We start from the raw sequence: 14,739 nt of genomic DNA on the forward strand, positions 1-14,739 counted from the left end.
TCTGGTTGTTCTGGCCGTTGCAGTCCCAGATGATCACGCTGGCGCCGTCGGCCGTGCTCCCGCCGTTGACGTCGAGGGCACTTGTTGCCGTAGACGCGCAGCTCACCGGCACTGGTGGAGGTCCACTGCTGGTTGGCCTGGCCGTTGCAGTCCCAGATCTGCGCCTGAGCGCCGTTGGCCTGCGAGGCGCCGTTGACGTCCAGGCACCGCCCGGAGCCCACACCCTTGAGGGCGCTGGTGCTGCCCGACGGCGACGACGGGGACGGCGACGGGGACGGGGACGGGGATGTGGACGGCGAGGGGGAGGGCGAGGGGGACCCGCCTGCCTGTCCGACCCCCTTGCCGACGAAGGTGAACGAGTCGACGTCGAACGCGTTCGCCGAGGGCGCCTTGAACACGACGTAGAGATTGCGGGTGCCACCGGGGTCGGTGACCCGCACCGCCGGAAGGGACACGTAGGTGTTCCATCCCCCGGTCGCCGGAACGGCGCTGGAGGCGATGAGCGTCCCGGTCGGCGAGTCGGCGTGCAGTTCGATGGACGCCCCGGTGCTGGACGGCGCCGAGACACGGAAGGACACCGAGTCGATCCCGGACAGGTTGACCGGCGTGAAGGAGATCCAGTCGTTGTTGGAGACGTCGCCGACGCGCCTGCCGCCCTCGGCCCCGGGCTCGTCGACGACCCGGATGCCGGACGAGCCGGTGAAGTGCTCGGCCTGCTTGTGCTTGGGCTGCAGGGTGATGCCGGCGCTGCCCTTCAGACCGCCCTTGTCGGTGTAGTCCGCGCCCAGGACGTAGTAGACGTTGGAGGCCTCGTCGTGGCCGGAGGCCGTGGTCGTGACCGTCCCGGAGCAGCCGGTGTACTGGCCGGTGTCGTGCGCGTGCTGGTCGTGGCCGAGCGCGGTGAACACATTGACCTTGGTGCAGTCGACGGCGCCGTCCTCGGGGTCGGTGACGTTCACCGTGTAGGACACCCGGTCGCCGAAGTCGATGAACCCGCCGTCCGGCGGAGCCGAGAAGACGACCTTGGGACGGGTGTTGCCGACGACGATGGGCAGCGTGACACTGCCCGTCTTCCCGCTCGCATCCCGTACGGTCAGCCTGGCGTTGTAGGTGCCGTTGGCGTTGTAGGTGTGGGACGGGTTGGCGCTGGTGGAGGTCCCGCCGTCACCGAAGTCCCAGCTGTAGGTGATCGCGTCGCCGTCGGGGTCGGACGATCCGGCCGAGGAGAACGCCACCGTCAGCGGCGCGGCGCCCGAGTCGGGGTCGGCGCTCGCCTTGGCGACGGGAGCACGGTTCCCGACCACGTAGTCGATCCGGTAGATGCTGTCATCGGTGTTCTCGTGGCCGAAGCCGTTGCCCCAGTCGGCCATGTACAGGGCGCCGTCAGGGCCGAACTTCATGTCGATCGGCGCGTGCGGGGCGATGTTCGCCACGAACGGGTTGATCTTCAGGAGGTTGCCGGAGGAGTCGAGGCGCATCTCCTTGACGAAGTTGCGGCTCCATTCGTACAAGAACGTCGCGCCGTCGAAGTACTCCGGGAACTTGCGGTCAGAGGCGCTGGCCGCGTCGTAGCGGTAGAACGGGCCACCCATTGGGGCCGCGCCGCCGCAGCAGTTGATCTCGGGGAACTCGGCCGAGGCGTGGTAGTTGTACCACACGGTCGCGGGCTTGGCCGCCGGCAGGTTGGTCAGGCCGGTGTTGTTGGGCGAGTCGTTGACCGGCGCCGAGCAGTTGAACTTCGCCCCCGAGGTGTTGGTGGCGAAGTTGAAGTCGTTGAACGGCGTGTTGTTGCCGGTGCAGTACGGCCAGCCGTAGAACCCGGGCTGCTTGATCAGGTTCCACTCGACCGTGCCCTCGGGGCCGCGGTTGGGGTTGGCGCTGCCCGCGTCCGGCCCGTAGTCGCCCACGGAGATCCAGCCGGTGACCTTGTCGACCGAGAAGCGGAACGCGTTGCGGAAGCCCATGGCGTAGATCTCGGGCCGCGTCTTGGCCGTGCCCGGCGCGAACAGGTTGCCGGACGGGATCGTGTAGGTGCCGTCGGGCTCGGGGTGGATGCGCAGGATCTTGCCGCGTAGGTCATTGGTGTTGGCCGCGGACCGCTGGGCGTCGTAGTGCTCCCGGCCCGGCCGCTCATCGATCGGGGCGTAGCCGCTGGAGGCGTTGGGGTTCGTGTCGTCGCCCGGAGCGATGTAGAGGTTGCCGCCCGGGCCGAACGCGATGTAGCCGCCGGTGTGGCCCGGCTCGTCGACGTTGCGGAACGCCGGAACCTCGATGATCTTCTTCTCGCTGCTCAGGTCGAGGCTGGTGCCGTTGAAGGTGAACCGGGAGACCCTGTTCACCTCGCCGCCGTTCAACGGCGAGTAGTTGATGTAGATCCAGCCGTTGGTGGCGAAGTTCGGGTCGAGCGCGATCCCGATGCCGCCGTCCTCGCCGCCGTCGTACACGGACAGGGTGCCGATGACGCGCGTGCTGCCGCCGCCCGCGGGGATCAGGTTGACCTTGCCGGAGCGCGAGATGTAGAAGACCCTGCCGTCGGCGGCCACGTCCAGCTCCATCGGCTGGTCCGGCGCGCCGTCGAGGGTCACCTTCTGGAAGCGGGCCGAGATCGTGCCGCCGCAGTCGCCCGGCTCCGCGCCCGCCGCCCACTTCACCGCGCCCAGCAGGTGCTGCTTGAACAGCGGTTCGGAGTAGGAGGACGCGTTGTGGCCCATCGCGGTGGCCCACACCCTTCCGCCCTCCGGGTTGTGGCACCAGGAGATCGGGTGGTCGGCGCCCATCTTGTTCGCGCCCGCGTCATAGGTCGTCTCGTCCGCGGTCACCAGCACGTGCACCGAGCCGCGTATGTTCTTGTCGAAGTTGTACCACTCCTCGGTACGGGTCCACCGGTCCGGCAGGCCCTTGGTCGAGGGGTGGACCTTGTCGGCGACCTTGGCGGTGCCCTGCACGATCGACGAGTGCTGCGTCATGTGCGCGCCGGCCAGCACGGTCTGGTCCCACCAGGGGAACTGCGACTCGATGTTCATGTCGACGGCGTTGTGGATCGCCACGACGCCGCGGCCGCTGCGCACGTAGGCCTGCATGGCCTGACGCTGCGCGTCGGTGTCCCACACCATGCCCGACGTCTGGAGCATGATCACCGCGTCGTAGTTGTTGAGGTTCGACGTGGTGAAGACGGCGGAGTTCTCGCTCTGGTCGAGCTGGAAGTTGTTGTCCGTCGCCAGCTGCTGGAACATCGCGATGCCGGCGGCAATGGAGTCGTGCCGGTAGGCGCCGCTCGCGGTCTTGCTGAACAGCAGCACCTTGAACTGCGGAGCGGCCGCGTGCGCGACCAGCGGCACCGCGGACAGCAAGAGCCCTAACAAGGCCGCGGCCAGGGCGGGGAGCAGGCGTGATCTTCGCATGAGAATTCTCCTGGGGGGTTTACCGGGTAACGGTCGGAGCCGAAGAGTGCGAAGGCGTGAGCCCTCTCGGCTCAGGGGGAGGGTCGGGTGGTCAGGTCGAGGGTGCGGAGGAAGGCGAGGCCTTCGGTGGCGAGGGCGTCCTGGCTGGGGGCGAGGGGACGCCAGACTGATGCGGCGGTGGCGATGGTCTTGTTGTCGGCGGTGAAGGACTCGATCACGAGCGGGCCGCCGTAGTTCACGTCGCGGACGGCCGCGGCGAAGCCCGTCCAGTCGAAGTGGTCGCTGCCGGGGGCGCCACGGTCGGTTCCGCATACCTGGAGGTGCGCGATCCTGGCGCCCGCCAGCCGGACGGCCCGGAGAGGATCCTTCTCCTCGATGTTCATGTGGTAGGTGTCGAGAGCGAGCCCGCATTCCTCCGGGAGGGCTTCGAGCGCCTGCTCGACGGTGTTGACGACGCTGGTCTCGTATCGGTTGAGCGGTTCGACGCCGATCCGGACCCCGCGTTCGGCCGCGTAGGCGACGACCGGTTTCAGGTTCTCCCTCAGCTCTGCGTAGAGCGCGCGCCGCTCGTCCGGGCTCATCCGCCAGGCCCGGCCGACCGACGCGTAGGCGGGTCCGCTGACCGCCGGCGCACCCACGGTCACCGCCACGTCCACGCAGTGCCGCAGGTAGTCCTGGGTCTCCTGGACGCTCTGCCCCGGGGCGCCGACGAGCTCGCGTCCCGGTGGCATCGTGAGCACGACCGACGCGCCGAGGCCGAGCCCGTCCAGGAGGGCCGCCGCTCTTCCGGGGTCCCAGTCGCCGGGCTGCTCGACCGGCAGCTCGACCACGTCGAATCCCCATCCCGCGATCCGGGGCGCGAGGACGGCCAGGGACTCGTCGGTGAGAGGCGAGACCCAGACCCACGTGTTGACTCCGATCACGACGTGCCGCCCCACTTCTGCGGGTAGCCGGGCAGGTTCTCGCAGCCGCACAGGGCGTAGTGCAGCGGTGGCATGCCGGGCTTGAGGTAGGTGGCGAGGTTCTCCTGGGTGATCGTCGGTTGCGGAAGGTTCCAGACCTTCGGCACCTGCTCACCCTTGAGGATCTTGAGCGCCGCGATGACGGGGGTGCGCCACTGGTAGGTCGGATAGGTCGGAGCGACGGCGGTCAGCTTCGCGTCGCTCCACTTCTTCAGGAAGTCCTGCTGGTCCTCGCCGTTGATCGGCGGCACGGGCTGGCCCGCGTCCTCGAAGGCCTCCACGGCCGCGACGGCCGTGGCGCCCGCGTCCATCCAGACTCCGTCGATCTTGCCGTAGCGCTGGATGTAGTCGCTGACGACGCTCTTGGTCTTCGCGGCGTCGCCGTCGGTGAACTCAACGCCGACGACCTTGAGGTCGCTCTTGTCGAACGCGACCTTCGCCGCCGACCACCGGGTCTCCAGCACGTCCACACCGGGCAGGATGCGCAGCGCCAGGATCTTCCCGCCGGGCGGCACCTTGTCGATGAGGAACTCGGCCGCCGCGGCGCCGAAGGCGTAGCCGCCGATCGGCTTGATGAAGGTGACCGGGCAGTCGGTCTGGACCCCCCGGTCGAACACGATGACCGGCACCTTCGGGCAGGCCCCGGACACCGCGGGGGTCAGCGTGGCCGTGGTGTTGGGGGAGACGATCAGCGCGTCGCAGCCCTTCCCCGTCAGTTCCGCGATGTCGGAGATCTGCTTGTCGTCCTTGCCCTCGGCGTCCAGGGCGGTGAACTTCGTGATCTCCTTGTGCAGGGCGACCTCCGCCTGCATGGTCTTCCAGCCGACCTGCCGCCAGGGGTTGTTGACGGCGGCGTTGGAGAAGCACAGGTGGTACGGCCCCGCCTTCTTGTACTTGGCGGTGTCGACGAACTGCGGGTCGATGCTCTGTTCCCACGGCTTGTCCGGCGAGCCGGTCGGCTGCGCCCGGCGCATCGCCATCTGGGCGTCGTAGTCGGCCTGCACGAAGAACTTCGACTGCGCCCCGGTGCCCTTGTCCTCCGACCCGGTGGACCCGGCCGGCGCGGCGGAGGCGGAGGGCGCGGGCTTGTCGCTGGTGCACGCGGCCGCCGACAGCGTCAGTACGGCCAGCGCGGCGGAGGCGAGGAGCCGCCGCGAATATGAACGCATGGTTGTCCTTCCATCACGAGGCGGCCGCGGCTCTTCTGCGTGGGAGGCTCACCGCTCCCAGCGCCACCGCGGCGATGATGATCACACCCTGTACGGCCGGCTCCACCGCCCCCGAGATGCCGTACAGGTTGAGCAGGGTGAACAGCGCCTCCAGGGTGAAGGCGCCCGCCATTGCGGCGACCACGGAGCCGCGGCCGCCCCCGAGGGCCACGCCGCCGAGCACGACAGCCGTGATTGCCTGGAACTCCAGGCCCTGGCCGACCTGCGCGGACACCCCGGCGAAGCCGCCGAGCAGAATCGCGGCGACCGCCGCGGACAGCCCGGAGATCATGAACGCCACCGTCCGCACCCGGGCGACCCGGACGCCGGACAGAGCGGCGGCCCGGTCGTTGTCGCCGGCCGCGATCAGCGTGTGGCCGAAGCCGGCACGCATCGCGCAGATCGCGGCGGCCGCCACCGCAGCGAGGATGAGGACCGACCAGGGCACCGGGCCCAGGCTCCCCCGGCCCAGCTCGCGGAACTGCGGGGACAGGGCGCCCCGGGGTGCGCCGCCCGTCCAGAGGAAGACCGCTCCCGAGAGGATCAGCAGCATGCCGAGCGTCGTGATGAACGACGGGACCCGGAGCAGGGTGGTGACGGTTCCGTTGACGAGCCCGGTGAGCAGTCCGAGAACGATCAGCAGGGCCAGCACGGGCCAGGTCGCCGCCGCGGAGCCGTCGATGAGCCGGGCGGCGATCACCACCTCGGCGGTGACGAGGGAGCCGACCGACAGGTCGAACTCGCCGGACACGATGACGAAGTACTGCCCGGCGGCGAGGATCACCAGTGGCGCGGCCCGTTTGACGAAGGCGAGGAAGGCGGGCGGCTCCAGGAAGTACGGGTTGGCTATCGCGATCGCGACCAGCAGCCCGGCCAGCACCACGAAGATCGGTAGCGCGCGTCTCATGCGGTCCGCCTCCTGCGGGCGTAGATCGCCAGGGCGGCCACCAGGACCACGCCCCGCACGACGTCCTTGGCGAAGGAGTTGACCTCCAGCTGGTTGAAGATGCTGTCGAGGACGGCCAGGAGCAGAACTCCGCCGACGGTCCCGGCGACCCCGCCGCGGCCTCCGGCCAGGGCGGTCCCGCCGAGCACGACCGCCGCGATCGACTCCAGGTCGTACCCGCCGTCGGTCCCGACCGTCGCGCGCCGGCGCCGAGCCGGGAGGCCAGCAGCAACCCGGCGATCCCGGCGCAGACCGAGCAGAGCACGTGGGCGGCGATCACGACCCGCTCGGTGCGCACTCCCGACAGCCGCGCGACCTCGGCGTCCCCGCCCACCGCGTAGATCCGGTAGCCCAGCCGCGTCCGGCTGAGCAGGAGCCACGCGGACGCCGCCACCGCTGCCCACAGCAGCGCCGACACCGGGATCGGCCCGATGCGGTCGTACCCGAGATGCTGGAAGGACTCGGGCACGCTGCCCGCCGGCCCGTCGTACCGCTCGTCCAGCGCGCCTCTGATGATCAGCGCGACCCCGAGCGTGGCGATGAAGGCGTGCACCCGGAGCCTGGTGACGATCAGGCCGTTCACCAGGCCGACTGTCGCGCTCACCGCCAGCACCGCGGCCACCGCGGCCGGTACGCCTCCGTCGGCGCCCGCCATGATCTCGGCCGCGACCAGCGAGGTCAGGCTGATCAGGTAGGCCACCGACAGGTCCAGGCTCCCGGCCAGGATCACCAGGGTCTGACCGACCGCGACGATGCCCAGCGCCGCCGATCGCTGCTGGATCCCGACGATGTTCTCCTGGCTGAGGAACCGCCCGCCGTCCAGGGCGAACAGCAGCCAGCCCAGCGCGATGAGCAGGGCCAGTGCCACATAGACGGCACGCGCGGGCCAGTCGGCCGACAGCCGCCGAAGGAACGAGCCCTCGGCCCCGCCGCGCCGGAGCTTCAGTTGCTGGGTCACGACGCGGCCGCCAGGTGCATCACGGCCTCCTCGGTGGCGCCGGCGGGCAGTTCTCCCGCTATGCGCCCGTCCCGCAGCACGAGGATGCGATCACTCATGCCGATGAGCTCGGGGAGCTCGGAGGAGATCATCAGGATGGCCGTGCCGTCACGGGCGAGTTCGCGCATCAGCTCGTGAATGACGGCCTTGGCGCCGACGTCGACGCCGCGGGTGGGTTCGTCGAACAGCAGGACGCGCGGCGCGACCGTCATCCACTTGGCCAGCACGACCTTCTGCTGGTTGCCTCCGGACAGCAGCCGGACCTCCTGGGTGGGCCGGGGCGGCGTGAGCCGCACGCGCTCGAGCAGCCGCTCGATCCCGGGCCGGCGCGTCCCGGCGGCCCGGGCGACGAGCAGGGCGTTGTCACGCACGTGCTGGTTCAGCAGGAGCCCTTCGGCCTTGCGGTCCTCGGTGACCAGTCCGATGCCCGCCGCGATGCCCTCGCGGACCGAGCGGGGCCGGCAGGGCGTCATCTCGCCGCTGGTGAAGGGCTCCGCGCCGAACAGCGCCTTGGCCAGCTCGGTGCGGCCCGAGCCCTGCAGCCCGGCCACCCCGACGATCTCCCCAGCGCGCAGGTCGAGGTCGATGCCGTGCAAACGGGCGTTGCCCCCGCCGCGCACGCTCAGCATCACCTCTCCGGGCGGCTCCGCCGCCCGGGGCGGGTAGTAGGAGTCCAGCTCCCGGCCGACCATCAGGCGGACCAGAGTCGCGGTGTCCAGGCTCGAGGCCTCCGCGGTGGTGACCCGGGCACCGTCCTTGAGCACGGTGATCCGGTCGGCGAGCTCGAAGATCTCGGGGAGCCGGTGGGAGATGTACAGAACCGCGATGCCGCGCCCGGTGAGCCGCCGCACCAGGGTGTAGAGCAGCTCCACCTCGTGGTCGGCCAGCGCGGCGGTCGGCTCGTCCATCACCACGATCCGGGCGTTCAGCGACAGCGCCTTGGCGATCTCGACGACCTGCTGCTGCGCCACCGAGAGCCGCCGGACGAGATCGCGAGGCCCGAACGACTCCTCGCCGAGCGAGCTCAGCAGCTCACCGGTCGCCGACTCCATCGCCGCCCGGTCGACCAGCCCCCGCCGGACGGGTTCCCTGCCGAGGAAGACGTTCTCGGCCACCGTCCGCTCCGGCAGCAGGGTGAGCTCCTGGTAGATGATGGCCACCCCGGCCCGCTGCGCCTCGATCGGGTGCCCGAACGCCACGCTGCGGCCGTCGATCTCGATCGTCCCCTCGTCCGGAGTGTGCACCCCGGCGAGGATCTTCATGAGCGTCGACTTGCCGGCGCCGTTCTCTCCCACCACCGCGTGGACCTCGCCCGCGGACGCCTCCAGGTCGACCCCGTCGAGGACCCGGACGCCCAGGAAGCTTTTGCCGATGCCGGTCATCCTCAGCACGCGGCCCGCCTGTCGAGACGTGCCGCCGGGCCGGCAGGGACGAGTCTCCGCGCCGTACGGGGTGATGACTCATGCACGGGGATCTCCTAAGGGGGTGGAAGTCGTGCCGGGCCCGGCGTGCGGCTCACCGGGCCGGTCGCCGGGGAGGAGGGCCCGGCGGCCGGCCGACGCGCGTTCCGCTCCGGTGGACGGGGTGTGACTCGGGCGGAGGTTCAACCTGGTCCGGGGGAGCGGTCGAAGCGATTCGGGAAGAAAATAGGTCTACCAAACTTCTGCTGTCAAGCATGCTTATTTACTTGCCTGAGGAGACTTCTTCTCTTACACCCAGACATAGTTTCGCCATCTTCCTGCGGAAGTCGCTCTCTCACAGGAAAATGACCGTGCCGTAGCGTCCCAATGCCCTCGAGCGCACGAGGAGTGGAGGTCTTGTAACCAGAGGTTTGGAGCAAATGAGTATGAAACTTTCACCACCCCCCTCTTGGGGGAGTTCCGGCTTCTTGTCATACATGTGGGCCCTCTCTCCAGGCAGAGAGCCGCATACCTCTGACATGGGGAAAGGGACTCTCGTAGCCATTTGACGAAAAACCGCCGAATCGGCACGCCATCCGTACGAAGAAAAAGCCGGCGCGGCCCCCGATCAGGGCCGCGCCGGACGTCATGCCGGGTGCGGCGAGGCGGGGTTGGGACCCCGGAGTCCCCCGCCGCTCCCGGGTGGGACGGATGGCCTCAGACGCGGGTCCACTTCTGGTTGTTCTGACCGTTACAGGTATAGATCTGCGCCTTCGTGCCGTTGGCGGTGCCGCTGACGCTGAGGCACTTGTTCGCGCCCACAGCGGTGATGCTGCCGTCCGAGTTGAAGCGCCACTTCTGGTTGTTCTGCCCGTTGCAGTCCCAGATGATCACGCTGGTGCCGTCCGCGGTGCCGGCGCCGTTCACGTCCAGGCACTTGCTGCCGTAGACCCGCAGCTCACTCGCACTGGTGGAGGTCCACTTCTGGTTGTTCTGGCCGTTGCAGTCCCAGATCAGCACCGTCGCACCGTTGGTCTGGGACGCGCCGTTGACGTCCAGGCATCGGCCCGACGCCACACCCCGCAGCGCGGTCGTACCACCCGCAGGCGGCGACGGCGACGCGGAAGGGGACGGCGAGGGGGACGGGGACGGGGACGGGGAGGTCGATGGGCCGCTCAGTTCCTTGACGCGGATGTTCCGGAAGGACACCACGTCGCCGGACCCGTGGTTCTGGATGCCGATGTACCCCTGTTGCAGGGATCGGGCCGGGTCCGTGTTGGTGAAATCATTGATCTTGGTGCCGTTGAGGAACACCTGCAGCCGCTCTCCCTGGACGAGCAGTTCGTAGGTGTTCCACTGACCCGGCGGGTTCAGCGCCGCGTCACGTGCGGCGAGGTCGGCCGACTGGAAGCCGTAGATCGCTCCGGTCGTCTTGTCCGCGGTGTCGGTGGCGTCGATCTGGACCTCGTACCCGGTGTCGAGGGCAGTCTGGGGGTCGCTGGTGGCCGGGAACCCGACGACCACGCCGGAGTTGGAGTCGCCGGTCATCCTCCAGTCGAGCTTGAGGGAGTAGGAGCCGAACTCCTTGGCGTTGTACCACAGCATGCCCATGCCGCCCTGGGAGGTCAGCGTGGCGTCGCTGTTGGCGAACGAGCCGGGCCGGCCTGCGTCCAGCCGGTGGTCGATCCGTTGTACAGGGTCGTGTAGCCGGTCTCGGGACGGCAGTCGGCGTTCGTGGCCTTGGCCGCGTAGCGGATGCCGCCGAGCAGCAGGGTGCGGAAGTTGGAATCGGAGTACGACTCCTGGGTGTGCCCGAGACCGGTGTAGAACGACCGGCCGGACGCCTGCGGGTGGCACCAGGTGATCGGGTGGTCGCCCATGTTCCCGCCGCTGTAGCTGCTCTCGTTCAGGCTCTGCAGCACGTGCACGTTGGCGCGCGGGTTGGTGCGGTAGTTGTACCACTCGTCGGTGCGCGTCCAGGTCTGGCCGAGATGGGCCGTGGCCGCGTGCGCCCGGTCCTCGGTCCGTACGGTCGCCTGCTGGATGGCCGGGTGGTTGTTGAACCAGGCCCCCATCAGCTGCCCGTAGTAGGGCCAGTCGTACTCGGTGTCGGCGGCCGAATGCACCCCCACGTAGCCGCCTCCGCCGTCGATGTACGACTGGAAGGCGGTCTGCTGGGAGGCGTTCAGCACGTCGCCGGTGGTGCTGAGGAACACCACGGCCTTGTACTGCGCGAGGTTGCCCGAGGTGAACGCGTTCGCGTCCTCCGTGGCGTCCACGGCGAAGTCGTTGGCCGCGCCCAGTTCGCGGATGGCCTGGATGCCGGCGGGGATGGAGTCGTGCCGGAACCCGGCCGTCTTGGAGAACACCAGCACCTTGAAGGCGGCGGCCTGGGCGGGGATGGCGGGGATCACCGTCGCGGCGGCGGCGGTGAGCGCCACCGCGGTCACCGACAGGCGTCGCAGCACGGATGTCTTCCGGTCGCTCCCCGCGACGCGCCCGAGCGCGGCGGGGGTCAGATGTCGCAGCATGGGTGTCCTTCCGTCGCGGCGCCCGGCGCGGCCCCCTTCTCTCGTCGAGGGCGGGGCCGTGCCGGGCGTCGCATCAAATGGTGGATCGGATGGTGGGGAGTGGCCTCTGGGACGGCGTCAGACGCGGGTCCACTTCTGGTTGTTCTGGCCGTTGCACGTCCAGATCTGCGCCTTCGTGCCGTTGGCGGTGCCGCTGACGTCCAGGCACTTGTTCGCCCCGATGGCGGTGATGCTGCCGTCGGAGTTGAGGCGCCACTTCTGGTTGTTCTGCCCGTTGCAGTCCCAGATGATCACGCTCGTGCCGTCCGCCGTGCCGGCGCCGTTCACGTCCAGGCACTTGCTGCCGTAGACCCGCAGCTCACCGGCACTGGTGGAGGTCCACTTCTGGTTGTTCTGGCCGTTGCAGTCCCAGATCAGCACCGATGCGCCGTTGGTCTGTGAGGCGCCGTTGACGTCCAGGCACCGGCCCGACGCCACACCCTTGAGCGCGCTCGTGCTCTCCGCAGGCGGAGTGGGTGAGGCGGACGGTGACACCGACGGGGAGGGCGAGGGCGAGGTGGGGGTGCCGGTGTCGAGGGTGAAGGCGTCCAGGTCGAACAGGTAGCCCTGCCCGGTCGCCCCGCGGAACACCAGATACAGGGTGGTGGTCCCCGCCGGCGCGCCGCTGAGGTTCGCCGAGACGTCGGTGAAGGTCTCCCAGCCGCCGGTGGCCGCCACGTTCACCGTACCCAGCAGCGTGCCGGTCGCGGAGCCCGCCCGCACCTCCAGCCGGCCGCCCACGCCACCGGACGACACCCGTGCGGTGATCTTCGTCGCGTTGCTCAGGTTGTAGGGCTGGAAGGAGATCCAGTCGCCGTCGTCGGTGAAGCCGACGGTCTTGCCGCCCTCGGCGGTGGTGTGGTCGGCCGTCTGCACGCCCTGCTGGGCGCCGAAGTGCTCGGCCTGGCGATGCCGCGGCTGCAGCGTCCGGACGACGGTGGTGGTGAGGCCGCCCTTGTCGGTGTAGGACGCCTGCAGCACCCCGTAGATGTTGGCCGCCGAGTCGTGCTCACCGTCGACCGGCACCGCGATCGACCCGGAACACCCGGACTTGGAGGTGATCTGATGGGCGTGGCTGTCGTGCCCGAGGAAGTAGGTGACGGTCACCGTCGAGCAGTCGATCGTCCCGTCCTCGGGGTCGGACACGGCGACCTGGAAGGGCACCGTGTCGCCGAAGGAGAACAACTGCCCCTCCACCGGCGAGGTGAGCGTGACCGACGGCGCGGTGTTGCCCACGTTCACGGTCACACTCGCCGTGCCGGTCAGCCCCTGCGGGTCACGGACGGTAAGGGTGGCGGTGTAGGTGCCGTCCGTGGTGTAGGTCTTGCTCGGGTTGGCCGCCGTGGAGGTGGTGCCGTCGCCGAAGTTCCACGAGTACGTCAGCGCACCGCCCTCGGGGTCGGAACTGCCCGCGGAGGAGAAGCTCACGGTCAGCGGAGCCGGTCCCGAGGTCTTGTCGGCGGAGGCCTTGGCGATCGGGTTGCGGTTGGCCTTGCCGATGTACTCGATCCGATACAACGCCTGGTTGTTGCTTCCGGTGCCGTAGTCGAGCACGTAGAGGGCGCCGTCGGGACCGAAGGCCATGTCCATCACCTGGGTGCCGCTCCAGGGGAAGGCGGAGATCTCCCCGTAGGCGCCGTCCGACTTGACCTCGATCGCCTTGATCCAGCGGCGGCCGTACTCACCCGCGAAGAACCGCCCGTCGAGCGCCTGCGGGAACTTGACAGCGGAGTTCAGGTTCGGGTCGTAGCGGTAGACCGGGCCGCCCATCGGCGACTCCGACCCGGAGCCGAACTCCGGCGGCGAACCGGCGTCCCCTCCGTACCTGATCCAGGCAGGCTTGGCCGCCGGCAGCGTGGTCAGCCCGGTGTTGCGGAAGGAGTTGTTGGTCGGCCCTCCCGTGCAGTTGTACTTCGGGCCGGTGCTGTTGGTGGCGAAGTTCCACTCGTTGTAGGTCTCGTTGGTGGTGTTCGTGCCGGTGCAGTACGGCCAGCCGTAGTTGCCCGGACTGGTGATCCGGTTGAACTCCACCTGCCCCTGCGGCCCCCGGCTGGAGTTGGTCGACCCCGCGTCCGGCCCGTAGTCGCCCAGATAGACGACGCCGGTGGCCTTGTCCACGCTCATCCGGAACGGGTTGCGCAGGCCCATCGCGTAGATCTCCGGCCGCGTCTTCGCCGTCCCCGGGGGGAAAAGGTTCCCGCTGGGGATCGTGTAGGTGCCGTCCGGCTGCGGCTTGATCCGCAGCAGCTTGCCGCGCAGGTCGTTGGTGTTGGCCGCCGTGCGCTGCACGTCGTACTGGGGGTTGCGGTCGGTGCGCTCGTCCAGCGGCGAATACCCGGCCGACTCGAACGGGTTGCTGTCGTCGCCGGTGGTCAGATACAGGTTGCCGGCGGCGTCGAAGTCGATGTCGCCGCCCACATGGCAGCACATCCCCCGGTCGTTCGGCACCTCCAGCACGACCTTCTCACTGCTCATGTCGAGCGTGTCGTCGGACTTCAGTGTGAAGCGGGACAGGTTCAGGTGTCCCTTCCACTGGTCGAACTGCGACTGGGTGCCGTTGCTGGGCGCGTCACCGGTCGGCGTGCTGAGCCGTGGCGAGTAGTAGAGCCAGACGTAGCGGTTGGACGCGAAGTTCGGGTCGACCGCCACACCTTGAAGGCCCTCCTCGTCGTGGGTGTAGACGTTGAGCTTGCCGGCCACCTTCGTGTTGCCGTTGACATCGGTGACGCGCAGCGTGCCGTCACGGGCCGTGTGGAGGACCGACCGGTTGGGCATCACGGCCAACGACATCGCCTCACCCAGCTCCGAGCCGCCCGACGCGAGCGACACCTGCTGGTAGTCGGACGCCGGGATGGTCAGCGCGTTCGCCGGAGCGGAGGTGAGCGCCAAGGCTCCGGAAGTGATCAGCGCCATCGTGGTCAGCGTTGTGAGCCACGGACGTCGGGACATCGGCTTCCTTCCTGACAGTCAAGGATCAGTAAGGGCAGAGCGCGCGCCGCCGCGCTGTTGCCGGAGTTGTGCTTCGTGCTCAGAGGGGTGCCGCCTCTGGTTCCCTCATCGGGTCGGACGACGAGGGCGCCGTCAGACGCGGGTCCATTTCTGGTTGGTGCCGCCGTGGCAGGTCCAGATCTGCGCCTTGGTGCCGTTGGCGGTGCCGCCGCCGTTGACGTCCAGGCACTTGTTCGCGCCGACGGCGGTGATGGTGCCGTCGGTGTTGAGGCGCCACTTCTGGTTGTTCTGGCCGTTGCAGTCCCA

Annotated in this window: 10 protein-coding genes and 1 pseudogene; all 11 read right to left on the minus strand. The window is 69.2% G+C overall.

Translation table 11 applies throughout. The features are described 5' to 3' along the window. A partial coding sequence (locus tag B1L11_RS53325) for a ThuA domain-containing protein (protein WP_256863365.1) occupies positions 1 to 3,401 on the minus strand: 3,401 nt, incomplete at its 3' end. 71 nt (positions 3,402 to 3,472) lie between these two features. Continuing rightward, on the minus strand, positions 3,473 to 4,324 hold the full coding sequence (locus B1L11_RS42065) for a sugar phosphate isomerase/epimerase (RefSeq protein WP_079320770.1): 852 nt from the start codon (positions 4,322 to 4,324) through the stop codon (positions 3,473 to 3,475). After that, the gene (locus B1L11_RS42070) at positions 4,321 to 5,532 is read right to left on the minus strand and encodes a substrate-binding domain-containing protein (RefSeq protein WP_079320766.1); all 1,212 of its coding nucleotides are present in this window, start codon (positions 5,530 to 5,532) and stop codon (positions 4,321 to 4,323) included. Before B1L11_RS42070 ends, B1L11_RS42065 begins: the two co-directional genes overlap by 4 nt. Positions 5,533 to 5,545: 13 nt before the next feature. Next, complete coding sequence (locus B1L11_RS42075) at positions 5,546 to 6,478, minus strand: ABC transporter permease (RefSeq protein ID WP_079320767.1); 933 nt, start codon at positions 6,476 to 6,478, stop codon at positions 5,546 to 5,548. Then, complete coding sequence (locus B1L11_RS53330; RefSeq protein ID WP_256863366.1) at positions 6,475 to 6,666, minus strand: hypothetical protein; 192 nt, start codon at positions 6,664 to 6,666, stop codon at positions 6,475 to 6,477. Before B1L11_RS53330 ends, B1L11_RS42075 begins: the two co-directional genes overlap by 4 nt. A gap of 113 nt (positions 6,667 to 6,779) precedes the next feature. After that, positions 6,780 to 7,475: pseudogene (locus B1L11_RS53335) on the minus strand (ABC transporter permease); the annotation flags it as partial. Continuing rightward, positions 7,472 to 8,896 carry a sugar ABC transporter ATP-binding protein gene (locus B1L11_RS42085; protein ID WP_204053138.1) on the minus strand — a complete coding sequence of 475 codons (1,425 nt, stop codon included), beginning with the start codon at positions 8,894 to 8,896 and terminating at the stop codon, positions 7,472 to 7,474. The pseudogene B1L11_RS53335 and the gene B1L11_RS42085, both read right to left, overlap by 4 nt. Positions 8,897 to 9,631: 735 nt before the next feature. Continuing rightward, a complete protein-coding gene (locus B1L11_RS53340) occupies positions 9,632 to 10,525 on the minus strand; it encodes a family 16 glycoside hydrolase (RefSeq protein ID WP_256863367.1) in 894 nt (297 codons plus the stop codon). A 14-nt stretch (positions 10,526 to 10,539) separates the two neighbouring features. Continuing rightward, a complete protein-coding gene (locus tag B1L11_RS49235) occupies positions 10,540 to 11,445 on the minus strand; it encodes a ThuA domain-containing protein (RefSeq protein ID WP_218671654.1) in 906 nt (301 codons plus the stop codon). Positions 11,446 to 11,562: 117 nt separating this feature from the next. Next, positions 11,563 to 14,433: a PQQ-dependent sugar dehydrogenase gene (locus B1L11_RS42095; RefSeq protein WP_079320769.1), complete on the minus strand. Its 2,871-nt coding sequence runs from the start codon at positions 14,431 to 14,433 to the stop codon at positions 11,563 to 11,565. Positions 14,434 to 14,565: 132 nt separating this feature from the next. Next, on the minus strand, positions 14,566 to 14,739 hold a 174-nt coding region (locus B1L11_RS42100), incomplete at its 5' end, for an RICIN domain-containing protein (protein ID WP_143737941.1).

The organism is Microbispora sp. GKU 823, assembly GCF_002027145.1.
Lineage (GTDB): Bacteria > Actinomycetota > Actinomycetes > Streptosporangiales > Streptosporangiaceae > Microbispora > Microbispora siamensis.

What these genes read in the sequence shown, in the direction of transcription:
- B1L11_RS42085 (WP_204053138.1), bottom strand. Translation starts at nt 8,896, where the DNA reads ATGACCGGCATCGGCAAAAGCTTCCTGGGCGTCCGGGTCCTCGACGGG.
- B1L11_RS42070 (WP_079320766.1), bottom strand. Translation starts at nt 5,532, where the DNA reads ATGCGTTCATATTCGCGGCGGCTCCTCGCCTCCGCCGCGCTGGCCGTA.
- B1L11_RS42075 (WP_079320767.1), bottom strand. Translation starts at nt 6,478, where the DNA reads ATGAGACGCGCGCTACCGATCTTCGTGGTGCTGGCCGGGCTGCTGGTC.
- B1L11_RS42095 (WP_079320769.1), bottom strand. Translation starts at nt 14,433, where the DNA reads ATGTCCCGACGTCCGTGGCTCACAACGCTGACCACGATGGCGCTGATC.
- B1L11_RS49235 (WP_218671654.1), bottom strand. Translation starts at nt 11,445, where the DNA reads ATGCTGCGACATCTGACCCCCGCCGCGCTCGGGCGCGTCGCGGGGAGC.
- B1L11_RS53340 (WP_256863367.1), bottom strand. Translation starts at nt 10,525, where the DNA reads ATGGGCATGCTGTGGTACAACGCCAAGGAGTTCGGCTCCTACTCCCTC.